This is a genomic window from Fibrobacter sp. UWB12, assembly GCF_900142485.1.
GTDB lineage: Bacteria > Fibrobacterota > Fibrobacteria > Fibrobacterales > Fibrobacteraceae > Fibrobacter.
On record NZ_FRAZ01000003.1, the window covers coordinates 363,591 to 388,014 of the forward strand.

Annotated in this window: 18 protein-coding genes; 13 read left to right on the forward strand and 5 right to left on the reverse strand. The window is 47.3% G+C overall.

Features of this window, described 5'->3' with window-relative positions; all coding sequences use genetic code 11:
• Nucleotides 1-117 precede the first annotated feature (117 nt).
• The 3 genes from BUA34_RS06300 (at nt 118) to BUA34_RS06310 (ending at nt 4,720) form a co-directional block, all read left to right on the forward strand.
• Nucleotides 118-1,395: a hypothetical protein gene (locus tag BUA34_RS06300; RefSeq protein WP_139255887.1), complete on the forward strand. Its 1,278-nt coding sequence runs from the start codon at nt 118-120 to the stop codon at nt 1,393-1,395.
• The gene (locus tag BUA34_RS06305; protein WP_254794354.1) at nt 1,392-3,887 is read left to right on the forward strand and encodes a hypothetical protein; all 2,496 of its coding nucleotides are present in this window, start codon (nt 1,392-1,394) and stop codon (nt 3,885-3,887) included. The genes BUA34_RS06300 and BUA34_RS06305 overlap by 4 nt, the downstream gene beginning before the upstream one ends.
• A 68-nt stretch (nt 3,888-3,955) precedes the next feature.
• Nucleotides 3,956-4,720, forward strand: a complete 765-nt coding sequence (locus tag BUA34_RS06310) for a hypothetical protein (RefSeq protein WP_072827883.1) — start codon at nt 3,956-3,958, stop codon at nt 4,718-4,720.
• 210 nt (nt 4,721-4,930) lie between these two features.
• On the opposite strand, the gene BUA34_RS06315 is transcribed toward BUA34_RS06310, so the two are convergent.
• A complete protein-coding gene (locus tag BUA34_RS06315; protein ID WP_072827884.1) occupies nt 4,931-6,508 on the reverse strand; it encodes a biotin attachment protein in 1,578 nt (525 codons plus the stop codon).
• 368 nt (nt 6,509-6,876) lie between these two features.
• Here BUA34_RS06315 and BUA34_RS06320 point away from each other — a divergent pair, with 368 nt between their 5' ends.
• Nucleotides 6,877-8,835 (forward strand): FISUMP domain-containing protein, encoded by a 1,959-nt coding sequence (locus BUA34_RS06320; protein WP_072827885.1) that lies wholly within the window; start codon nt 6,877-6,879, stop codon nt 8,833-8,835.
• Between the two features lie 104 nt (nt 8,836-8,939).
• On the opposite strand, the gene BUA34_RS06325 is transcribed toward BUA34_RS06320, so the two are convergent.
• On the reverse strand, nt 8,940-9,764 hold the full coding sequence (locus BUA34_RS06325) for a tetratricopeptide repeat protein (protein ID WP_072827886.1): 825 nt from the start codon (nt 9,762-9,764) through the stop codon (nt 8,940-8,942).
• 33 nt (nt 9,765-9,797) lie between these two features.
• Here BUA34_RS06325 and BUA34_RS06330 point away from each other — a divergent pair, with 33 nt between their 5' ends.
• The 7 genes from BUA34_RS06330 to carB all read left to right on the forward strand — a co-directional run bounded on the left by BUA34_RS06330 (nt 9,798) and on the right by carB (nt 17,109).
• Nucleotides 9,798-10,301: a hypothetical protein gene (locus BUA34_RS06330; RefSeq protein WP_072827887.1), complete on the forward strand. Its 504-nt coding sequence runs from the start codon at nt 9,798-9,800 to the stop codon at nt 10,299-10,301.
• Complete coding sequence (locus BUA34_RS06335) at nt 10,302-11,036, forward strand: CIA30 family protein (RefSeq protein WP_072827888.1); 735 nt, start codon at nt 10,302-10,304, stop codon at nt 11,034-11,036.
• The gene (locus tag BUA34_RS06340) at nt 11,020-11,814 is read left to right on the forward strand and encodes a hypothetical protein (RefSeq protein WP_072827889.1); all 795 of its coding nucleotides are present in this window, start codon (nt 11,020-11,022) and stop codon (nt 11,812-11,814) included. The genes BUA34_RS06335 and BUA34_RS06340 overlap by 17 nt, the downstream gene beginning before the upstream one ends.
• Nucleotides 11,792-12,919, forward strand: coding sequence for an AI-2E family transporter (locus tag BUA34_RS06345; protein ID WP_072827890.1), 1,128 nt, complete (start codon nt 11,792-11,794; stop codon nt 12,917-12,919). The genes BUA34_RS06340 and BUA34_RS06345 overlap by 23 nt, the downstream gene beginning before the upstream one ends.
• 107 nt (nt 12,920-13,026) lie before the next feature.
• Nucleotides 13,027-13,329, forward strand: a complete 303-nt coding sequence (locus tag BUA34_RS06350; protein ID WP_072827891.1) for an HU family DNA-binding protein — start codon at nt 13,027-13,029, stop codon at nt 13,327-13,329.
• 126 nt (nt 13,330-13,455) lie between these two features.
• Nucleotides 13,456-13,629: a hypothetical protein gene (locus BUA34_RS15855; RefSeq protein WP_175545424.1), complete on the forward strand. Its 174-nt coding sequence runs from the start codon at nt 13,456-13,458 to the stop codon at nt 13,627-13,629.
• 261 nt (nt 13,630-13,890) lie between these two features.
• Nucleotides 13,891-17,109: a carbamoyl-phosphate synthase large subunit gene (carB, locus tag BUA34_RS06355; protein ID WP_072827892.1), complete on the forward strand. Its 3,219-nt coding sequence runs from the start codon at nt 13,891-13,893 to the stop codon at nt 17,107-17,109.
• Nucleotides 17,110-17,231: 122 nt separating this feature from the next.
• Here carB and BUA34_RS06360 read toward each other — a convergent pair whose 3' ends face one another.
• Nucleotides 17,232-18,125 (reverse strand): hypothetical protein, encoded by an 894-nt coding sequence (locus BUA34_RS06360; RefSeq protein ID WP_072827893.1) that lies wholly within the window; start codon nt 18,123-18,125, stop codon nt 17,232-17,234.
• Entirely contained in the window at nt 18,112-18,942 is an 831-nt protein-coding gene (locus BUA34_RS06365; protein WP_072827894.1) for a TIGR02147 family protein, read from the reverse strand. Before BUA34_RS06365 ends, BUA34_RS06360 begins: the two co-directional genes overlap by 14 nt.
• A 552-nt stretch (nt 18,943-19,494) precedes the next feature.
• Here BUA34_RS06365 and BUA34_RS16070 point away from each other — a divergent pair.
• A complete protein-coding gene (locus tag BUA34_RS16070) occupies nt 19,495-20,301 on the forward strand; it encodes a GGDEF domain-containing protein (protein ID WP_254794355.1) in 807 nt (268 codons plus the stop codon).
• Between the two features lie 88 nt (nt 20,302-20,389).
• On the opposite strand, the gene BUA34_RS06375 is transcribed toward BUA34_RS16070, so the two are convergent.
• Nucleotides 20,390-21,580, reverse strand: a complete 1,191-nt coding sequence (locus BUA34_RS06375; protein WP_072828009.1) for an MFS transporter — start codon at nt 21,578-21,580, stop codon at nt 20,390-20,392.
• Between the two features lie 27 nt (nt 21,581-21,607).
• Here BUA34_RS06375 and BUA34_RS06380 point away from each other — a divergent pair, with 27 nt between their 5' ends.
• Nucleotides 21,608-24,352: a TIGR02171 family lipoprotein gene (locus BUA34_RS06380; protein WP_072827895.1), complete on the forward strand. Its 2,745-nt coding sequence runs from the start codon at nt 21,608-21,610 to the stop codon at nt 24,350-24,352.
• The last annotated feature ends 72 nt before the right edge of the window (nt 24,353-24,424 follow it).

Sequence of the window (24,424 nt, forward strand, 5' to 3'; positions counted from 1 at the left end):
TCGATGTTAGTCGTGGCGGTTTCTTTTATCTTTACTTACATTTTTTCCTACATCGTTCCTTTTATGGTTATGGCTGAATAAGCCTATTTATCTTAAAATCAATATAAAGGAAATCCTATGGTTATTAATAGGATGTTTAAGGGCGTTGCCTTGTGTGGTGCCTTGTGGGCACTCAATGGCTTTGCCGAGGAATGTAAGGGCGTCGTACTGTATTCTGACGGTAACGACAATGGTCAAATGATTGAAACGGGGAGAACTTTCCCGGAACAGCCTGAATGGAAGGCGAATTGGGGAAACTTTGGTAACATGGTTTCTCCGTATATTCGCTTGTCTGGCATCAAGAATGTGCAAGGCGATTGGAAGGGATTGCTTTCGTTTCCATCGCTTCCGTTACACGTTGATGGGGGAGTGCTCCGCTTAAAAGTTCGGTCTACACAAAACGTAAGGTTTGGTGTTTGGTTAAAGAACGCAACATCGGAAAGTGGAATTTATTACGCAGAATTGACTGCGGATAAAACTCATTCACTTGAAATCCCTCTTGCAAACCTTGGTGTGACGGGATCGTTTGATGTTGCGAATGTGGGCGTGGGGCTTTTCCAAGTTCCGCAATATCAATATACGACTCTCTTTATTGACGATGTTGGGTTTAGCTGTGTGAAAAACAACGTTGAACCATCGTCATCTGTGTCGCTTGGAAATGCAAATGATGTTCCGTGGGAATATGAATTTTCCAATGCGGAAGCATGGTCTTCGTCACGTGAAGAACGGCTATTGCCTGCATTAGAATCGGAGTTTAGTGCTGCGTATTCTCTGCAAAAGAAAAATTTGCTTATGTCAAAGACTGATGCGGATTTTCTTGTGAGCGAACTAGAACACTTGAAAATTGTGAATAGTATTCGTGCTACCGAAATGACCGCTAAAAAATCGCGATTGACGTGGTACGATAACATGTACACGATTGTCCGAAACCGTCTTCGAGAAAATGTTGTTGCTAACCCCAAACAGCTTTACTTTGAAGCAGAAGCGGTTGCTGCAAATTCTGATTATACGGTGATACCTCTGCTTGTTGCTGATTTGGATTATGCATACAATGCGTGTGCGGATTCGGCATGCAACACGAATAACGTTATTAAAGCGCATCTGCTGACGGCTGGACTTCCGACTTCGTTTGTGCGGGGGTCAAAAGTAAGCCTGATACTAGATCCGTATTTTGTTGTGACAAAACAAAGGGAACTGCCGTCTATTTCAGTTTGTGTTTCCGGCTCGTGTAAGACAATTGTACCTAGGGAGCGATTGGAACTGGAGTTCCCGTCAACAGGATTGCAGACGATTGTCGTAAAAATGAAAAGCGGAGACCGAAATGTTGAACAGAAACTCTTTGTGGAGGTAAAATGATGAAGCGTTGTTTATGGCTTGCTTTTGTAACGATTTTCGCTACAAGTGTTATGGCGAAAAATATGGACTATACATTCTTTCTGGATCGTAAAGGCAATCTTTGCGTAGAAAAGGGTAAGGCTCTTTTTAATCTAAAAGGTCTTGATCGTGCAGGAAATATGTGTGTAGGTACGGCCCCGTCTGTGCGTATTCGCATTATGGATGCTCCTGCAGATGAAAATTCCTCGACTGGAATTTATTTGGAACGCCCATTCATGATTGTTGACGGGATTGACTTGAATCCTGATGAAAAGAAAACTCTGACGGACTTGGAAGGGGATGTGCAGCAGGTTGGCTTGCCGCTGACTCTGAAAAGTCTTGGATATACGCCTGTTCTTGTCCAGTTTACGGAGACTGTGCGCACATCTCTTCAAGAAAACTCTAAAACGCTAAGCAAACTGTTTTCTTTTTTGAGTGATAATGAGCATATCCCGTTCCCAGGAGCTGTGCAAGACGGCTTTGTCGTTATGGGGATAAGTCAAGGTGGCGTTATTGGGCGTTATGGTGCGTACCTTTATGACACGCACCGTAGCGAATCCGATGCTCCGATCCGGCTTTTTGCTTCGCTTGATTCTCCTCATCAGGGGGCCGTTATGCCGATGGGCCTTTTTAACACGGTTGCATTTTGGAGTGAAAAGGGCGGTTCCTCGGCTGCGGAAATGTTTAAGGATATGTTGCTTGCAAAAGGTGCCGCAGATCTTTTAGTCTATGAAAACTCATGCGAAGGTTCCTGTAAGTCTACAGCGAAAACAAAGGGAAGGTTCCTCTATGAAGATTATCGTTATGCGGCTGAATACAAAAAGTTTCCGACAGTGCTTGTGGCGCAGGGACAGTTGAAGGGCCGTGATCCTGTTCATAGCAATGATTATTACCTTTTGGAACGTCATGCGGAGAAAGGCCCTGCTACGCTTGGCTCTGCAGTAAGTCATATGCATTATTCGGACAATAATGGAACTGTTGCTCGCAACCGTATAAAAGAAACGACGGATGATGCGGTATTGGACGATTTCAAGGGTACTTCTCGCTATGATTTTATTCAGGGATCGACGTATCCTTTTGCGGCTACGATTTATAACTCTTTGCGTCAGGGCTTTTTAGATGCAATGCCTAATGATATGAAAAAAGGAATTCTATTTTGGGATGTTGATGTCAATACGTCGTGGGGTAGGGATGAATTGGTGCAGGATCGCAGTACATTCATTCCGACGGCGAGCGCAATGGACATGAAATGCAATGGCGAATTGGCAATTCGTTCGAATTGTGGCTTTACTCAGTCTTATAATGGTTTCCCGTTTGAAAATCCTGGGGCTAGGAGTACGGCAACAGCTGCGTTTGCCGTGGATCCGACACATCCGCGTTATGCAGAAGCGATTAGCGGTCGCCATATCGAAATGCCTTTCGATAATGATACTTTGAATGCTGTTGTCTTGAATGGCATGCAGGTAGATTTTTGGCGCATTTTGTGCGAAGTCGCGAAGTACGATTATGACTATAGTGTGGGGCAGTTCAGAAATCCGAAGTTGATTGGTTATTTTTCTCCCAATACGAAGTGCATGGATTTAGAGAAAATGCCTGATATCATTCGCAATGCAGGTGTTGTTCAAACAATTCCGTTTGCTTATGCGCGCTATGATTATAATGCAAATGCAACGGAAAAAAAATCAGAAGTAAAATTTAAGGTGCCTGCGGGCTGGAAAAAGGTTGCTGCGTGGAACTATGGTAGCGATGTCCAGGCAAATACCACTTTCGAGGTGAATATCAAAGTCGAAAATCCGAAGGGAAATTGGATGAAGGCGGAACTTCTCGTTTGCCGTACAAAGTTCTGTTCGGGTAGCCTGCAATTGAATGAAATGTCGGTTCCGGTAGATGGAAGTTCGCATACATTGCGTTGGCAGATGCCTGCGAACGGAGGTGCACTCAATGGAATGCGTTGGTTCCGCTTGGTGCTTAATTCGGATGGCGGGGACGTGACAGTGTCGAATGCTCAACTCGTTTTGAATACGCGCGGTGATGCGGTTGTTCCGCCCAAGATAAGTTCTGCAAGTATTTATCCGAGCCGTTATGAGTATTTCCCGTGGGACAATGGAACTCAAGTTAAAACGTATACAGATGAACTTGGCGTAGGACTTGAACTCAAGTTCGATAGGGCTCTGCGCGGTATGCATATCGAAATGGGGCAAATGGTTTCTATGGAAGGTTACAGTAATTTGATTGTGGAACATTGGCCGGGAACTTGCCAAAATACGCTTGTCTATTTTGATTCAAAAAAGCTGACAAACGCAAATCTTGCAAATGGCTTGTCTCAAAATGGCTTCATTCGAAAAGTTTTACCTTTGCATGAAATAATTGATTTGAACACGACTCCGCAAGGATCTAAATCCGCTCATCGTCTGAATCTGCAGTCTGTAGGTTCTTCGGATCGTTGCATCATAAAGTCCATCATGCTGGAATAACGACCTCTTGTTGTGTTTCTAGAATTAAAATATATTGGTTGTACATTACAAATAAGTAGGAGTTTTCTATGAAAAAGTCGATTCTTTGGGGCCTTTTATCTGTTGCAGCGTTTTCTTTGTGCGGTTGCCTCAATCCGCATTTGAGCTCGATGGGAGCATCTACAATGGTTGTCGCTCATCAGCCGCGTCTAGCTGTTAACGGGGATTCGTCTGCAATAACGCTATCTGCTGATGTTTTTGGCGGTGCGAAAATGAACGGCCGGAATATCAAAGATGGTTTTTCTGCGGGCGCATCGGCTGCTTTGAATTACAGACCTTTTGGAATCTCCTCACCTTTGTATGTGCAGGCTGCTTTTGGCGGCAAAGGCGGAAATGCTTCACTTGAATGTTCGGAAAGTGGAAAGTGCAATGATGGTTATAATGCGTGGCTTGAAACTTCGAAAGGACGGAAAAAATATTCGTTCTGGAATTTGCAGGAACGTATGACTGTCGGGGCTGATTTTGACATTGGTCCCATGGTATTGGGCCTTGGTGCTGGAGTTCAACTTTTCGAAGGTGGTGGCGATTTTGATGATATTCGCGACTATCTCGGGAAGAGTCTTGCAGAAAACGATGACGAAGGGTATGGCGTAAAGCTTTATTCTACGGCTCGCGTTGGTGCTAGGCTTGGGCGATATGGCGTTGTAGCTGTGGATGCGGACTTCATGTGGCTAAAAACGATGAATGTCGGTCTTATGCTGAATTATTTCCACCCGTCGGGTTTCCATGGAGGCGTCTTTGCTGCGGAAAAAGTTGGCTATGGTGTGAATTTTGGTAAAACGTTCAGCTTTTAGCGATTCGTTTGCCGACCGTTATTGCGTTTAGTTTGTTTTAGATTGATTTTTGTTCATATAAATCCTTATTAAATAAGGGCTTCAAGTTTATTCTTGGAGCCCTTTCTGCGTTTAATATTTGTGTTTGAATGTAAAAAGGGCTTCGAGCAAAGCTCGAAGTCCTTTTTAAAGCCTTGGGCTTGGGCGAAGTCTTTAGACTTTCGCGGAAGCTTACTTGCTGAGGGTCTGAACTTGGACGTCCCAGCTCTGGTTGCCAAGAGCGATGCGGTAGGTGCTTGCAGCGCCAGCCTTCATGTTCTTGGTGTCGACAGCCGGAGCGGCGTTCGGGTCCTTCTTTGGCACGCCAATGTGGCGGTTGCCCTTGAGGAATTCGATACCCTTGTTGCCAGCCTTCGTCTGGAGGCAGCCCGTGATGAAGATGGTTTCGTCGTTGACCGGGAGACCATTTTCTTCGAGGAGTTTCTTGGCTGCTGGAATGCCCGGCGGAAGAATTTCTTCTGCGCACTGGACGCCCGGATAGGCTTCCTTGAACGGCTTCATGTTGAACTGGTCGGCTGCGATCTTCACGAGTTCCGGATCCGGTTCGCACGGAGTCTTACCCTGGTAGCCGAGGAGCATCTTGCCGTAGCCTTCGGTCATCTTGAACCACGTACCGCGACCGGCAGCCTGGTTCAAGGTGTTCATGTAAGCCTGCTGGAAGTAGAACTGAGAAACCGGCGTCACAGAGGAGGCGAAACCACCGCGGCGTACGCATTCACTCATGTTTTCGATAACCTTCGGGAAGAGGTGGAAGGTCTTGGTTTCGCGCATCATGAGGGTGTTTGCAGTGAGAGCGCCACCCGGCATCGGGCTGAAGATAACGTCGGTCGTGATCTGACGTGCTTCAGGCGGGAAGTTGTAGTCCTTGAGGCATTCAACAGCGACGTTGTTAGCTTCCATGAGTTCCGGAATGTGATCGTCGACGATGCTGTCTTCACCGAGGGCGAGCTTGTATTCCGTACCCTTGAGGGCGTGGAACATGGAGAAGAGGTCCGGCTGAGCCGTACCGCCAGAAAGCGGCTTGCGGCCGAGGTCGACGCCATCTGCGCCACCTTCGATAGCAGCCTTGTACTGGGCCACACCGGTACCGCAGGTGTCATGGCTGTGGATGCGGAGTTCGACCTTGTCACCGAGGAGCTTACGAGCGCGCTTGAACGTTTCGTAGACCTTGGTCGGGTTCGTCGTACCGGAAGCGTCCTTGAAGCAGACGGAAGCGAACGGAACACCTGCGTCCAAGATGTTGCGGAGGATGCGTTCGTAGAATTCCGGATTGTGAGCGGCGTTGAGGTCGCATCCCGGAGGAAGTTCCATCATGGTAACGACGACTTCGTGTTCGAGACCGGCTTCAGTGATGCACTTACCGGAGTAGATGAGGTTGTTGACGTCGTTCAAAGCATCGAAGTTACGGATGCGGGTCATGCCGTGCTTCTTGAACATGTCGGCATGGAGCTTGATCATATCGCGCGGCTGCGGAGCGAGAGCCACCACGTTGATACCACGAGCGAGAGTCTGGAGGCGGATCTTCGGACCAACAACGCGACGGAATTCATCCATCATGTCGAATGCGTCTTCACCGCAGTTCTGATAGAGAGCCTGGAAACGGGCGCCGCCACCTGCTTCGAAGTGGGTGATGCCAGCCTTGACGGCTGCTTCAACTGCAGGCATGAAGTCTTTCATGAACACGCGTGCGCCGAAGATGGACTGGAAGCCATCACGGAACGAGGTGTCTTGGAACAGAATCTTTTTCATAATGTTTTCCTGTGGGATAGAATCCCTGTGTTTTACTGTACAATAAAATACGGGGTCAAAGATAGCAATTAGAACTTGGAACTAAGAACTTAGAACTTAGAAATGCGGGATAATTTAGAACTCGGAGGTTTGTTGAATGCTGGCTGTGGAGCTGTAGACCGCAATTGTCATGGCAAGCCGTATGAATTGCGGTAAGTTAATGCTAAAAAAAGACACTTTTGTAAATGGAAGTTTTCAAAAGAAAAATGTGGTGAATAAGAAACGCTTTGATTGGCTAGTTCATCTAAAGAGGTGATGTTTGAAATTTGTATCTTTGGTCTAATCATTATAATGTAAACACGTTTATTGTGTTGGAATACGGAGTCACTATGAATAAAAAGTATGCTCTTGCTATAGCTACTTCACTTTTGGCTGCTGAATCGGTATTTGCCGATCCGTCTGGCGACAAAACTGTGGTTGCTTGTGGCTTTGATGATATGTTCGGTAATTCGTGCTATTGGCGTTGTCCGGATATGGAGGATACGTTTAGAACGGAAAAGAAGGACGATCGATGCGCCAATGTGCTTTTCAGATGCGCCAATTATCCGCGTTCTTTTATGCGTTCTTCTGTAGGTAGCAGCGAAATCTGGATTACTCCTGATAAATACAACTATTATTTTGGCAAGCTTCCGCAGGAATATGACTGCAGTATTTCTGAAGAAGAACGTGCTGCGATGTCTTCGCGCCCGACTCAGCCGCCTCCGGCAAATCCGTATGCTGCGAACAAGTATCAGAATACTTCGACGTATGACGAATCGAAGAATCTCTTGATTGATAACCGCGATGGCGAACGCTATATGACGGTGAAGATTGGTGGCCGTGTTTGGATGGCCGAAAACTTGAAGTTCCGTTTGCCGGAAAGCTATTGCTATGATGGCGTTACTCAAAATTGCGAGACGTACGGAAGACTTTATACGTGGAATGCAGCAAAGCAGGCTTGCCCTGATGGATGGAGCTTGCCGATGGGTGACGATCTCAACTATCAGGACTTTAACTTGAATAGCTTTAGAGTGCTTGATGGTGGTTATTATGTCGATGGCGAACGTTACATTGACTTGGGCAATCGTGCTTTCTTCTGGCTTGGCGATGACAAGGGCGGTGATCGTGCCGATGCGATGAGCTTTAGAGGTACGAACCTCGAAACATTTGCTTTCCAGGGACGCAAGGCGAACGGTTACTCTGTCCGTTGCATCCAGAATTGGGAAGCTGCCTGTAAGGAGCGTCTCGGTGGCGTGATGGACAATGCCGGAAAGACCTATAGAACACTTAAGATTGGTGACCAGACATGGATGGCCGAAGATGTGATTCTCGACCGTTTGGATGAAATGGAAGCCCGCAATCTTAATCGCGCTTGCCCGCGTGGTTGGCATGTTCCGGAACAATACGAGTATGAACAGCTTTTCTCGAAGGCTTCTGAATTTGAAATTCGTGCAAACGACAAGCGCATGAAAAGCAACCGTGATACGAAGGAAAATCCGTGCAGCTTGAATTTTGATTTCAAGCGTGGCTATTGGACTGCTTCGAAGAATGGTAACGAAATGACTTATGTCGATTGGAAGTACAATGCAATCCGCGAAAAGGGTAGCCCGTACTTTAAACATGGTGACGCTTATACGAATAAGCTTCGCTGTGTGAAAAACGCTCCTTCTTATGCTGCTCCGAAGCCGACTGTTACCAATACGCAGGCTGCTCCGGCTCCGTCTGCTCCCGCAAATTCTGCAAACAAGACTGTCTTGGAAAAGTTCATTTTGCAGGGTGTGACGTTCGGTGTGGGACAGTCTCGCTTTACGAAGGAATCTTCGGAAGGTTTGAGAAGACTTGCGGACCACTTGAGAAACTATCAGGGAAAGACGATTGAAATCGTTTCTCATACGGATAACCTTGATCGCCCGGAAAGAAGCCGTGTTCTTGCCTTGAAGCGCGCTGAAGAAGTGAAGAGCTACTTGGTGAATGCAGGCCTTCAGGCTAAAGACGTTATTGCAACGGGCAAGGGCGGTGACGAACCTCTCGTCCCGAATACGACTCCGGATAACCGCATGAAGAATAACCGCATTGAAGTGTTCGTGTATTCTTATGATCAGCCGGGTAAGGCTGCGTCTGCTGCTCCGAAGCAGAATCAGAACAACGTGCAGAAATCTGAACCGGCTCCGAAGAAGTGCAAGGAACGTGACATGGCTAACGCAAAGCTTGGCGAATGCTATTCCTACACGGATGGTACTAAGGACCACAGACGTTGCATGGCTGCATACAAGAACTTGCTGAACCTTGCAAATACGAAGTGCAAATAAAGTAGATTTTTGCTTAATGCAAAAAAAGCGCAGCTCATTGAGCTGCGCTTTTTGTCTAAGTTCTACCAACGAAGTTCTAAGAGGGCTGAAAGCCCAGTCTTTCCTTAGATGAACATCATCGTGTTGAGCTTTGCGCGGTACTTCCAGGTGAGTTCATGCTTGGGGCCTAGAACGCCAAAGAGCGTGAGCATTGCCTTCTTGGCAGCTCCATCGTTCCATTCGGGTGCTTCGACGTAGAGGTTCAGGAATGCCTGGAGTGCGCTTTCGAAATCTTCTTCGCAGGCGAGCTTGCAAGCTTCGTGATAGACGATGGCTTCTTTGCCTTGAACGTCCTTTTTTGCAATTTCGGCATGGAAATCAAGAAGTTCCAGGAGCGATTTTGCTTCACGGTACTGGTCGTCACTTTCGACAAACTTGGAGAGAATTTCTTTAGCCTTTGCGGTATCGCCAATGCCTAGACTTGCCTTGGCCCATAGAAGCTGGAGCTTCTTGTCGTTCGGATTCTTGGAAAGTGCTTCGTCGAGCATCGGGAGTGCCTGATCGAAGTTCTTTTGTGCGATGGCGTCTTCGAGAGCGGTTTGGAAACGGGCTTCTTCGGAGACATAGAACTTTTCAAGACGCTTCTTGATGTCGGCTTCGGGGAGAACGCCTTGGATGACGTCTGCGATTTGGCCTTTTTCGACGACGTGAATTTCGGGGACGGACTGCACGCGGAACATCTGGATGAGGCGCATGTTTTCGCGGTCATCGCAGCTTACGACACCGAGCGTAAAGTCCATGCTTGTAGAGAGTTGCCCGAGCAATTGGGAATATGGCGCGCAATCTGGGTATTCTGCGGAAGAGAAAAGTATCGCGACTGCGCGGGTTTCGGAGGCCTTGATGACCTCTTCTTCAAAATTTTCTGCTGTAATTTGAACTACTTTAGCCATGCGGGTAAATATAGAATTAACTATATTCAAAGTATGTGTAAATGTTCTTTTTGCGGTTCAGAAGTCGAGTCCCTCAGAATTGTCAATCTTGATCTGAGGATTTGCCCGAAGTGTTATTCCATTTATTTCCCGTGCGACCAGACGTTTGCTTTTTACGGCGGACTTTCTGACAAGACGCGGGAATTGTGGCTTGAAGATTTGAAGAAGAAAAATGTGCAGGATCCACCTTGCGAAAATCCGGTGTGCATCGATCATGGCAAACCGCTTGTGAAGGGAAAGCTTCCGCATTACGGTTTTGATGGTTACGTGACGACTTGCTGCGAAACGTTCCATATGCCGCCTTCGACGGTGAAACAGCTTTTGCAGTGGTCCTTGGATATTAAGGCTGCTCCGCAGGCAAAGGAAGGCAAACATCATTTCTTCTTTATCCATTGGATTGATTCTCTTGTGTCTAAGCTGTTTGGCGAAAAGCCTGTTGAAGAAGACCCGCTGGATTTAATCCAGTACAATAGAACTTTAAGGAAGTTTTTTGAGTAAATGAAAAAATCATATACGATTTTAGCAATCATTGCGGTTATTGTTGTTGCCATCTATGTAATGCTTCCAAAAGAGCGGTTTGCTGAAAGTGTATTTCCACTAGGGGATGGTGCAAAAGCTTCTGCTTACGATGATAATGCAGATGGGGGAACGTCGGCGGTCCAGTTTAAATCGTCGGATTCGCTTGTTTCGTTCCAATGTGCGCTTGGTGCAGAAGAAAAGAAATCGGCATGGTGCGGTTTGGTGTTTGACTTTGACCCGAAGGGTGAAAAGAATTACCATAACTGGAAAAATGTTGATACACTTTATTTGGACATCGATGTTTCGGGAACGACTGAAATCAATGTCAAGACGTGGACTTACGATCCTGATGTGACTGATTTGTCAAATCCGAGCTCGTTCAGAATGCTTTTGAAGGAAGTTCCTGTTAAACCGGGTCGCAATAAGATTGCGCTTCCTTTTGAACAACTTTATATTCCCGATTTTTGGTACGATAATTTGGGCGTAAAACGTTCGCGCAACCGCCCGCATCATGAAAGTGTCGCTCGTGTAGAAATTTCGGCAGGGTGGAATCAGCCGCGCGGAAAGAACTTTGGCGTAAATGTCAGGGAAATTTCTGTGAGCGGAACAAGCAATAGGGCTTATGGAATATTTTTGTTCATAATACTTGGCCTTATGATAGTTGCGATTGGGCGTAGCCACCCTGTGAAGGAGTACGATGAAAAGAATGGATAGGATAGGCAAATGGTTGGGGGTGCTTGTCTTTTCCGCCTTGCTACTTGCTTGGTGGATTGAATATTCCAAAAGCGGCGATGCGGATATCGAATTGTTTCCGCAGAAGACGTTTGAAATATTCCCGTTGAACGATAGCGCTGTCGGAGGATTTTCGACAAGTGAAGTTCAGATGACGGATACGCTCCTCATCGCTTCGGTCAATATCCATTCCGGTAAGGCTTTTACGTATGCCGGTGTAGGCTTTAAGCTGAAATCTTTGGATAAACGTCTTGACCCCTTCGACTTGACGAAGTTCGATTCCATTGAAGTGCGAGTTGCATCGAAACGGATGAACTCCATGAAACTCCGCATCTTGACGGAAGACCCGGTTTATACGCGCAAGGGGGATTATGCAACTCTCCGCGTTTTGGAAAAGGAAATCCCGTCGGCACCGTATATGCTGATGGGAGGCTCGAAGGAACGCTTTGCCGTGAGCCGGTTCTCGCTGAGCGAATTCAGGGTTCCTGAATGGTGGCTTTCTTCGGTGGGGCTTGAAAAAGATGATGGCAAGACTCATTTGAACCAAGCCAAATTTTTTGAAATTGTGAGCGGCGGCTCAACGCTTCGCGGTATCCCGGATGAAATTGAAATCCGCTATGTACGCCTTTGGAGCGATAATGAGGCTCAAAAGAAAACATTGTATTTACGCTTGGGTTCCATTTTGTTTGGACTTGTTGTATTTTTAATATATGTGTTAAAAACAAGTAGGGGAAAACATGCAGAGAAATTGGACGCTTGATAGGGTGATGCGCTACGTGCTGATTGCCGTAGCGGTAGCGGTGTCGCTTGTCGTATTGAATTATTTGAGCGGAGTCTTGTTTCCGTTTTTTGCTGCGTTCCTGATTGCCTATATCATGGACCCGCTAGTTTGCAGATTGCAGATAAAATTCAGATACCGTGTGATTGCGGTGGTGCTCGTGCTTTTGGGAGGCGCTGTCGTGATTGGTGGGTGTATGTATTTTTTTGTTCCGAAAGTCGTACACGAAGTCCAATATTTGGGAACGCTTATTTCGAGAATTTTTACGGACTCGACTTGGAGCGATCGAATTATGACGTTCTTGCCTGCGGATATGTGGGCTTCCGTGAAGACGATGATTTCTTGGAATAGCATTGCTGAAGCTATGGAATCGCTTGATGTATGGAGCGTCATTCAGACTGTTTCGGACCGCATTCTTCCTGGCGCTTGGGATATTCTTTCGAAGACGTCTACAATCTTGGTGGGCATTTCGAGTGCGGCGATTGTGTTTATGTACCTTGTCTTCATTATGCTTGATATGCATAAAATAAGGAAGGGTATTCGTCGTTTGATTCCTCGCCGTTACCGCCGCGAAGCGGGTGAATTTGCAAGCGCTACAGATAAATTTATGGGCACGTACTTCCGTGCTCAATCTATGGTTGCCTTTACTGTTGGCGTTTTGTATGCAATCGGTTTTAGCGTGATGGGACTCCCGATGGGAATTGCCTTTGGACTTTTTTCTGGGGCTCTCAACATGATCCCTTATATGCAGTTGACGACGATTCCTTTGGCCCTACTACTAGCGGTGGTTTACGCTCTAGACAAGGGAATGCCGTTCTGGGAAGTGGCCGTTATCATCCTTGCAATTTATCTTGTCGTGCAGATTATCCAGGACTTCTTCTTGGTGCCGCACATTGTCGGTAAGTCAATGAACCTCCCGCCGGTGGGGATCCTTCTCTCGCTCTCGATTTGGGGCAAGCTGCTTGGATTCTTGGGGCTCTTGGTCGCGATTCCATTCACCTGTCTCTGTCTTGTTTATATTGAGAAACTTAGGACTAAGGCAGACCAGTATGTTGAAGAATCGGGCAGACTGGCTCCCAAGGCTTGATTTTATAGGGTTTTAAAAACTTTTTTCAATTAAAATCATTCTTATCTAAGAAAAAAAAAGTATAATATTACCAAACATTTCACAAATCTGACTCAAGGAGTTAAAAAATGAACAAACAAGATCTCATTGAAGCTGTGCTTGCTAACAAGGAAGCTGGCATTGAATCCAAGGCTGCTGCTGCTCGCGCAATCGACGCAGTTCTCGACGGTATCGCTGCTGGCATCAAGAAGGACGGCAACGTCCAGCTCATCGGCTTCGGTACTTTCTCTGTGAAGTCCCGTGCTGCACGTACTGGCCGCAACCCGCAGACTGGTGCTACCATCAAGATCAAGGCTTCCAAGACTGTCGGCTTCAAGGCTGGTGCAGCTCTCAAGGAAACCGCTGCTAAGAACAAGCCGGCTAAGAAGTAATTTCTCTGAGCTAGATTTGCTTTTCGCAAAGGGAATGGGTCGCTTTAGGGCGGCCCTTTTTGTTTTTCCAAATAATAAATGTTGAATAGTTTATTATATTGATAGTCAATAACTTAGAGGTTTTATATGAAACGAGTTTTTTTGGGAATGTTCCTCGCTGTATCGCTTTGTAGCTTTGTGGGCTGTGCAGCTCCCGACGATAGCGATTATGAAACTCTTCGCGAAAAGTGCCGGGATAATCCTTCGCTTCCTGAATGTCAGGATGACGTGGAAGAAGATACATCTAATGAAACTTTTTAGTTTTCGCTAGAATAAAGAAATCGTTTTTTTTATACGGACGGTTGAAAGGTACGTTCACATATTCTATATTTGCGCAAGTTTAAGTCTTTGCGAAATAGGAAAGTGATGAACGGAATTTCGATGAATATGAAGTGCGCTTGTGGCGCCCAACATGTTGCGGAAACCGCTATTGTTTCTATTTCCATTTTTGATTTTAATGCTGGACCGTTTGGTTCAGCGTTTTTTTTAGAGTTTAATAATTAGTCAACGGAGATAAACAAAATGAAGATTGAAGGCATCGACAAAGTCCTTATCATCGGTTCTGGCCCGATCGTGATCGGTCAGGCTTGCGAATTCGACTATTCCGGCACCCAGGCTTGCAAGGCCCTGCGCGAACAGGGTTACAAGATCGTGCTCGTGAACTCCAACCCGGCAACCATCATGACCGACCCGGTCATGGCCGATGCCACCTACATTGAACCGCTGAACGTCGCCCGCCTCACCCAGATTATCGAAAAGGAACGCCCGCAGGCCCTCCTCCCGAACTTGGGCGGTCAGACCGGCCTGAACCTCGCCTCTGCTCTGAGCAAGGCCGGCGTGCTGGACAAGTACGGCGTGAAGGTCATCGGTGTGAACCTCGACGCTATCGAACGCGGCGAAGACCGTGAAATCTTCAAGGAAACCATGCAGAAGCTCGGCATCGACACTCCGCGCTCCGGCATTTGCCACTCTGTGGAAGAAGCCGAAAAGATCGTGGCTGAAATCGGCTACCCGGTGGTGGTTCGCCCGGCATACACCATGGGCGGTGCAGGCGGCGGTTTCTGCTACAACGTGGAAGAACTCCGCACCATTTGCTCTAACGGTCTTGAACTCTCCATGACGCACCAGTGCCTCATCGAAGAATCCATCCTCGGCTGGGAAGAACTCGAAGTCGAAGTCGTGCGCGATTCCAAGAACCAGATGATTGCCATCTGCTTCATCGAAAACATCGACCCGGTGGGCGTGCATACTGGCGACTCCTTCTGCGCTGCCCCGTTCCTCACCATCGACAAGAAGCTCGAAGAAGAACTGAAGGAAAAGGCCTTCAAGATTGTGGAATCCATCGGCGTGATTGGCGGTACCAACGTGCAGTTCGCTCACGACCCGAAGACCGGCCGCGTGGTGATTATCGAAATCAACCCGCGTACCTCTCGTTCTTCTGCCCTTGCTTCCAAGGCTACCGGCTTCCCGATTGCCCTCATTTCTGCAAAGCTCGCTGCAGGCCTTACCCTCGACCAGATTCCGTACTGGCGCGATGGAAGCCTCGAAAAGTACACCCCGAGCGGTGACTACGTGGTGCTCAAGTTCGCTCGCTGGGCATTCGAAAAGTTCCGCGGCGTCGATGACTGCCTCGGCACCCAGATGAAGGCCGTGGGCGAAGTCATGGCTATCGGCAAGACCTACAAGGAAACCCTCCAGAAGGCTATCCGCGGCCTCGAAAACGGTCGCTCCGGCCTCGGCTTTGCGAAGGACTTCAACAAGAAGAGCAAGGAAGAGCTCCTCGAAATGATGAAGACCGCTTCTTCTGAACGTCACTTCCAGATGTACGAAGCCCTCCGTAAGGGTGCAACCGACGAAGAAATCTTCGCCGCCACCTACGAAAAGGCTTACTTCGTGCAGCAGATGCGCGAACTCGTGGAACTCGAAGAAGAAATGCTCAAGACTCCGGGTCGCCTGCCTGCTGACGAACTCCTCATCAAGGCCAAGAAGGACGGCTTCAGCGACAAGTACATCGCTAAGATTCTCGGCATCCGCGAAAAGGACGTGCGCAAGAAGCGCACCGAACTCGGCGTGGTCGAAGGCTGGTGCGCCGTGCCGGTGAGCGGTGTGGAAAACCAGTTCTACTACTACAGCACCTACAACTGCAAGGACGAATCTACCGCTTCCACCAACCCGAAGAAGATCATGATTCTCGGCGGTGGCCCGAACAGAATCGGCCAGGGCATCGAATTCGACTACTGCTGCTGCCACGCTGCAATGGCCCTCCGCGAAATGGGTTACGAAACCATCATGGTGAACTGCAACCCCGAAACGGTTTCTACCGACTACGATACTTCCGACAAGCTGTACTTCGAACCGGTCAGCCTCGAAGACGTTCTCCAGATTTACCACAAGGAAAAGCCGGCTGGCGTGATCGTGCAGTTCGGTGGTCAGACTCCGCTGAACATCGCCCGCGCCCTCTCCGACGAAGGCGTCAAGATTCTCGGTACGAGCATCGACTCTATCGATATCGCCGAAGACCGCGACTTGTTCCGCAAGATGATGGACCAGCTCGGCATTCCGATGCCGGAAAGCGGCATGGCCACGAACATCGACGAAGCCCTCGCTTGCGTCAAGCAGATCGGTGGCTATCCGGTGATGATCCGCCCGAGCTTCGTGCTTGGCGGCCGCGGCATGGAAGTCATCTACGACGAGAACATGCTCCGCGAATACGTGGCGAAGGCTGTTGGTGTGACCCCGGACCGTCCGCTCCTCATCGACCGCTTCCTCCACAACGCTCTGGAATGCGAAGCCGACGCCCTCTCTGACGGCGAACACGTTTACATCCCGTCCGTGATGGAACACGTGGAACTTGCCGGTGTCCACTCCGGTGACTCCGCTTGCATTATCCCGCCGGTGACCATCACTAAGGAAAACTTGGCAACCATCAAGGATTACACCAGGAAGATTGCTGAAGCCCTCCACGTTTGCGGCCTCATGAACATGCAGTACGCCATCGAAGACGGCAAGGTGTTCGTGCTCGAAGCGAACCCGCGTGCAAGCCGTACGGTGCCGCTGGTCTCCAAGGTTTGCAACACCCAGATGGCCCGCCTCGCGACCCGCCTGATGCTCGGCGCGAAGCTCGAAGACTTGAAGCTCAAGGACAAGAAGTTCAACCACCACGGCGCCAAGGAAGCAGTGTTCCCGTTCGACAAGTTCCCGAAGGTGGACCCGGTTCTCGGCCCCGAAATGCGCTCCACTGGCGAAGTGCTCGGCCTCTCCGACGACTACGCCCTCGCTTACTACAAGAGCCAGGAAGCCGCAGGTTCCTTCCTCCCGAACGAAGGTGCCGTGCTGATTAGCCTCTCCGACAAGGTTAACTTGTCTGAACAGGCTATCGAAATCGGTAAGGAATTCCAGAAGCTCGGCTTCAAGATTTACGCTACCGAAGGTACCGCCAAGTTCTACGAAGCTGCCGGTGTCAAGTGCGAAGTGGTGAACAAGATTGCCGAAGGCCGTCCGAACGTCCTCGACATCATCCTGAACAAGCAGGTGAACCTCATCATCAACACGCCGTGGGCAAAGCGCGACGCCATCAAGGACGAAAGCGCCATCCGCAAGGCCGCCATCAAGTACAAGGTGCCTTACATCACGACGCTCGCCGGTGCCTACAACACCGTCAAGGGCATCGCCGCCGCAAGGAACGGACATGGCGCAGTTAAATCTCTTCAGGAATATCACGCAAGCATTGAAGAGGTGTAATGCCTAAAGTCATCCTCGACCAAGTGTAGCGCGGGAGGGGATTCAAAAACATTAAAGACCGTAGCAATAAAATGCTGCGGCCCTTTTTTGTATGGTGGGTACGCCCACCCCTTGTTCGTTATTTACCGTTTTTTCTTATTGATAAATTCGTCGTACTCTACTGAACCGCATTTTATGGTTTCTTTGTACGTGGATGTTCTATTGATTTCAGGGCTTTCGGAAAACTCACCGCAGTATTCGAATAGGAATCCGACGTGCAAATAGTACGGAAGCCGCTCGTAATCGCATTTGTCATGAAAGTCAGCGATGGTAATCGTGTCTTTTGTGATGCTGGAGAGCACGTGTACCGCTGGCGATGTTTCCTCGATGTTTAATATGTAAAGTTGGCAACCTTCCATTTGGAATGAAATGGTGCCGTCTTTTTCGTAGAACTTGCCGCCCATGAACGTGGTTGTTTTCTTGAAAAGGTAAACTAAGCCAATTTGGTTTTCTTTAGTGATTTTGTGTAGCCCGAGTGTTCTGAGTTCAGCGACGGTCGCGTTATCGGCGGTATCTTGAGTGGAAACGAAAGTTTTGTTGTATGCAAGTACGTTTGTATCGAAAGCAACTCTCGTTATGCCGTACATATTGAGATAGTCATTAAGAGAACGCGATGAAGTCTCGGTGTCGCCGCATTGTCGTTTTTGGCCATCAGATGTGTAGCATCCTTCGCTATGACCGAAGTTCCCGGGGTTGCCAATCGGATCTACAGATGATGATGTTGACGGATTTGGGACTGGGGTGGTATCGCTGCTGGTGATTATGCCACTCGAGTATTCGATATTGGAAGAAGATGAATTTACGCGTACATCAGGATTTTCATTTATAAATTCACTGCTGGAGCTAGTCCCGTAAGCGACCTGGTTTGGTTCTTCGGCTGTCCCTGCGATTTTGTCGGAGCAGGCTAATGCGCAAAAAAAAGCGGTGGTGGTTATGCCCACGGATGAAATTTTTTTGAACAGATTAATCATTGCCATTCTCCTTGATTTTTCGCGTGAGAGGGAATAACTGTAAATTTAATCTATAAACTTGGTTGATGTTTTTGTCGCCGGCGGCAATGCTTACGATTTTACGGCGACATTCGTCCAGCTCTTTTACGATTTGTTCGTAAGAGTCCTTGGATATGCCCATGGTGATGCCGCTGAAGTTTCTTTCTGTTTTGGCAAGGTCGAGTGAATTTGCTGCAATTTTCGCCATTTCGCGGTGCATTTCGCGGATGGCGAGCTTTGTTGCCTCGGGGGAACCTTTGATGGATGTCTCGGTTTGGACGAATGTGTTCTCGCCGGTCTTTTTGATAAATCCCGCTTTGACCAAAAAATCGAGTGTCTGCTTGATGTCTGTGGCGGTGACGTCTGTATAGCACATTTTCGCGAGTTCGCTCGGCGTGGCGCCCGGCATGAGCGGGGCCAGTTCCCTCAAGACGGGGTTTCTCCAGCTCTCGTAAAATTCAAACAAATCGCCTTCAATGACTCGGACTTTATGAATTTTGGCAATGGAAAGCATTTCTTCGTAGGCGGCTTTCTTTTTTGTTTCGTCGGTTTCTTGCCCGAAGTTGACCATTGCCCTGAAGTAGTCCATTTCGAAGCCGACAAGTCCCATGGCTTGTCCGGTGCGTTCGACTCCGATTCGGCTCAAATTGCTTTTCCCGTCGCAGACGACTTTCATGTACGATGACGATGTAAAACCGGCTGCTTTGGAAAATTCACGCCATGAGAAAACATGGCGGAGCTTACGCTCTTCGTAGAAGTCGCGCATGTACTTGCGGAAGTCGGAGTATTCAATAATGGCTTTCATTTGATAATAAATATAAATAGATCTTTACGAAAAAACAATATTTTCATGCAACGATAATTGCGTAAAATGTGTTAAAATTACGATTTTTGAGTGTGTTTGATGATAAAAAGTTTTGTATATGCAACATTTGGGGCAGGATTGCTAGTGTTGTGATGAAAACTATGTTTTATAGAATAAACAGGGAAATTTTTAACACTTTTTAGGAAAAAGAGTATTTTTCTTAATATGAGCGTGTTTGGATTCTATACTGCAGTTAATCTTGGGTGCGTCTGTATACTGATGCTTTTGCTATACAGTATCCAGAAACTCCCTACACCTTTGCTGAAATACCCTCTTTTCCAAAAATTGGTGTTATGGCATATCTTCTATTTTGTTAATGATTCGTTGTGGGCTCTTGTTAACGATAGTGTAATTCCCAAAAATACGTTTAGTGTGTTGACGGTAAATTTCCTAAATGCAGCCATTATGCCGATGGTAATATATAGCTGTTTTGTTTTTGCCGAAATTAGCACTCGGCCAGATATGACTCGCAAGCAGATAGATCACCTTCAGATGAAATTGCGAATCCCAATTTTTGTACAGACTTTTGCTTTGCTTGTATCGTTTATTGTTGCTCCGGGTTTTTGGCTAGACGAAAATCTTGAACCTCGCGATTTGTATTACTTTATCCTTTCGTTTTTACCCTTCGTCTACTTGATTATAGCGACGATTCGTGGGCTTATTCGTGCTAGTCAGTTGCAAAGCCGTCCAAATTTACGAACATACTTGATTGTGGCTAGCTATACACCTGGCGTGATGATTGCAGGTGGCGCACAAATTTTATTTTCGCTAACGACCCCGATTTTCTGCTTCTGGTGTACTTTTATTATTTTGTTTGTCTATTTGCATTTGCAGAACCAATTGATATCGACCGATTCGTTGACGATGCTTAACAATCGCAATCGTTTGCATCATTTTTTGCTCCAGCAGCGCGAAGAAAAAGATTCTTTTGTAATTATGGTGGATGTGGACCACTTTAAGCAAATCAACGATACTTATGGACACGCCGAAGGAGACCGCGCGCTTGTGCTTGTTTCGCAGGCGTTAAAGAAAGCGTGCGAACGTTTGAGCTATTCGATGTTCCTTTGCCGCTATGGGGGTGACGAGTTCTTGTTGATTGCGCAGACGGATGTGCCTGACGAAGTGGTGAAACAGATTAAGAACTGTTTGCAAGAAGAAATATCGAAGCAGGATGATTCGCGCTCTTATACGATTGAGGCCAGCATGGGATTTGCCCATTGGGATGGTCGTCCAGAAAGCTTTAAAGAAAGCATGGTCAACGCCGACAAAAAAATGTACGAAGACAAAAGACTTGCGTAGATAATTAGGAATTCGGAATTATTTAATTGGGCGGTTTCGCCGCGTTTTTTCCATTCCTAATTCCTACTTCCTAATTCAGAATTGAAAATCACCCTTCCAATTTATTCTTCAAATAATGCTTTGCTGTGTATGCAAGGTACATGATATCTGCAATAACGAGGGCGATTGCACATGCAAAGAATACTTGCTGGTGCATGCCGAAGTGGTTTGCCATAGCGCCACCGACAAGAATTCCTGCACCGATACCGATATCCCATCCGCTGAGGTATGTACTATTTGCTGTACCTCGTTGGTCGTGACGGGCGAGGTTCACGCACATGGTCTGGTAACCGGGGAAGATTAGTCCTAGGCTTGTACCGATGAGGAATGCGGACAAGAAAAATGTAATGGGACCATGGCAAAAGGCGAGGATAAAGTAAGCGATAACGTTCAAAGTCATGCCGGTGCCGACGAGGTGAATCAGGTAGCCGCGGTCGATGAGCCTCCCGGTCATAATGCGGTTCATGATAAGCCCTGTTGCAATAAGCGCGTAAAACCAGCCTGTGCCGCTGATTCCGAGCTCATTTGCATAAATGGCGATATAGTTCGTGACTGGACCATAGGCAAAACCGACGAAGATGAAATTTGCAAATTGCGGGATAGCGCGTGTGAGGAAGAATCGGTCTAACGAAAGCGGAGTGTGTTTTTTCTTTTCGCGGGGCTTGACCTTGAGCGTTTGCACGAGCACAAGTCCAATGACGCAAAGTGCGGTGGAAATGGCGAAAACGATTCCGTCGCCGAATGCTTCGTAAAGAAACATACCGGTCATGGGACCGGTGGCGAAGGCCAAGTTCACGCTGATCCCGAAGTAACCGATGCCTTCGCCTCGGCGACTCGCGGGCAGTGCATCGATGGCCACCGTATTACTTGCTGTACTCGAAATACCAAAGAAGAGTCCGTGTGCAAAGCGAACGACCGCTAGAATCGGCAATAACCCTACAGTCTTGTAGCCTAAAAAACAAAGCGTGAATGCGAAGAACGTCCAAAAATAAAGCGGCTTACGGCTGAAAGTATCGACGAGAAATCCGGCGAACGGTCTGCAGGCGAGGGCGCCGATCGTGTATAGCGATATGATAAAACCTGCGGTGGCGTTGTCTGTCTGGAACTTGTCGATGATATATAACGGTAGAATCGGCAATAGCTGGTAAAAGCTAAAGAAAAGCAAAAAGTTCGCCGCGGCGACCGTGATAAACGTGCGGCTCCAAAGTGTATTATTCGAAGATTCGATATTTGATTCCATGTAAGTAAAAAATAGTATATTGTGGATATGGAGAAAATAAATCAAGTTTTATTGCTGTTTTTTTTGACAGCATTGGGAGCTATTTCTTGTTCTGACGAACATTCCGGCGGGGACAATTCTGTCATGCCTGTTATGGGGGAGGGCCGGTTTGAGGGGATGCTCTTTGTCAATGCGGCTGGTAAAAAGACGTCGCTTGGTACAAATGATATTTCTGCAAAAACACTAGAACGCCCAAAGATGAATGTAGAGTTTTCCTATGACTTTTACATGGACCGTCATGAAGTTATTTGCAAAAGTTTCAACGATGTCATGCGTAAGGTTTCGGGGGTGAAGGTTACTTGTAAAGAAGATTCCTTGCCTGCCGCAAATGTGACCTTTTATGATGCTGTTTTGTATGCTAATGCCTTAAGCAAGGAAAATGAACTTGACACTTCTTATGAATACACTTCTGCCGAATTCGATAAAGGGAAGCACTGTGTCAATATGAAAAGCTTTAAGTTCAAACCGCAGGCGAATGGCTTTAGATTGCCGACGGAAGCGGAATGGACTTTTGTGGCTTCTAAAAATTGGAATCCGGAGTTGAGCTGGAACGGATTGTACTCTGGAAATGAGGTCCATAAAGTTTGTTCGTTGAACGAATCGGCAAATGCTTTTTGTGACATGGCCGGGAATATGCTTGAGTTCGTGAACGACAGGTATGCTTCTTTCAGGGATACCGTTGTCATGAATTTTGTGGGTTCGATTGACGGTGATGCTATTGGTTCTTGCGTTGTAAAGGGCGGAAGCTATTTTAGTTCTCCGGCTTCCATGCATTTGTACAATAGGGGCGATACGTACCCAATTTTGAGTTCGACAAAAGGCGATTATCTTGGGTTCCGCTTAGTGAGCGGTTCGATTCCCGATGCGACATGGTTTACGGATAACGGAAGTTCTGTGTCTGCTCCGATTACTCCGCTGATTGACGCTTCTGAATTGAGGCAATTGACGAATTCCTATAACGCCAAACTTGCTTTCCGAAATGATGCGAGCGGTAATCTCGTATATGTTGATTTTGCCAAAACTGCAAAGATTGTAGAAATTGAGGATAAAATAGATGTCTATCATCCGGATATTTCACCGGACGGTAAGCGAGTGGCTTTTTGCACGTCAATGGAAGGCGTGCTGAAGGAATCTGCAGTCTATGTCCGCGACTTGAACGAATCGGGGAGCAACTTGGTGAAATTGTCGGTAGAAAATGCGGCGATTCCCCGCTGGCGCGTGAATCCGAATGGCGATACGGTCATTGTGTACGTGTCTTCGGCGGCAAATAATAAAAGTGAATCGTTTATGAATGAAAGTACATGGCAGGTCAAGTTCTCAAAAGGAAAATTTGGAACGCCGGAAAAGCTGTTTGATGGTGCTTATCATGGCGGAGTCGAAAAGGATAATAGTTTTGGTATTTCAGGCTCTACATTGCTGCGCGCGCATTTGACGGATGTGTTGACGGGAACGGATGTGATTTGGTACAACGGAGAACAAGCTTGTAATGTGTCTTTGACAAAAGATGGAACGAAGCGTACGTTGTTCCTTGATTTTGGTGGAACGCGCGGACGTGATTTTGTGGGCGTAAATTACGGTGTTCATGAAAGAATTCTTGTGGCGGATAGCACGGGGCATTTGGTGCGTACGGTGGCGTCTCCAACGAAATACACGTTTGACCATACGGAATGGGCTGTGGGTATGTTGAAGGATGAGGCTAGCAACTTGATTGTTGCGAGTCTCACGGATTACAATGGTGTACACCGCCAAGTGGCGCTTGTGAATTTGGATAATGGCGATGTCGTGCCGCTTGTCGAAGGGGAAGAATTGTGGCACCCCTGCTTGTGGGTTTGGCAAGATGGTGAAAATTATCCGAAGCCGACTGTAGATGTGGATAGCGCTGGCGCCTATTATGATAGCAAGGCCCCTAGCCCTTACCCGTTTGCTGTGGTAGAACTTGGGATGAGATTACAGTCATTCTGGAATCAAAACGATAAAATTGAAGTCGCAACTTTTGGAAGTTCGATGCTCTTGAATGCTGTTATCGAAGATTCAATCAAGTCTTTCAAGACTATTAATATGGGTGTGACGTTGTCCGATATTCATCTGTTTGATTATCTGATTCGTCATTATGTTGTTCCGTATGGTTCGAAGCTGAAGTACGTTGTGGTGGAACTTTCGCCAGGGTTCATGTATAGAAGTTATGAGGAGATGACTGGGCCTGTTCTTGAAAATTCTCCGGGCATCCGCTATGATGAAAATCATTTGTCAAAGTCGACGCAAAATGAAATTGCTGCACTAAGTCAAGATCAGCAATTCCCGCAGGTGTTGCTCGGTCAGCAGTATTTAGAGGGGACGTTCCTTTTGCCGGTGGGTGAATGGGGCGTGCCGATTGTGAATGCCGATATTTCTGCAATGCCATACGATTCGCCGTACTTGCAAGAAAACTTGAAAAAGATTAAGGCTCTAAAAGTATTTACAGATTCGAAGGGTATCAAGCTGATTGCTGCCATTCCGCCACGTAACCCGGGATATAAGGATACGGAGGCGTTTGATCCGTATGGCCCGAGTTGGGATGTCGCGCACAAGATAATCAATGCCGTGGAAGATATGGGCGTTGTGATTTTCGATGAATATAAAGATGGCCATCACGACTATACAGACGAGATGGCCAATAATCCCAACCATGTGAGCTATCTAGGGGCAGCTCAGTTCAGCGTAAGACTTGATGCTTTCTTGAAAAAGCTGAAGTAGGTACTAGTTGTTAGTCAGTAGTCAATGGTCTAAAGTATGGCGACGAAGTCGCGAATATGAAGCTAATAACTA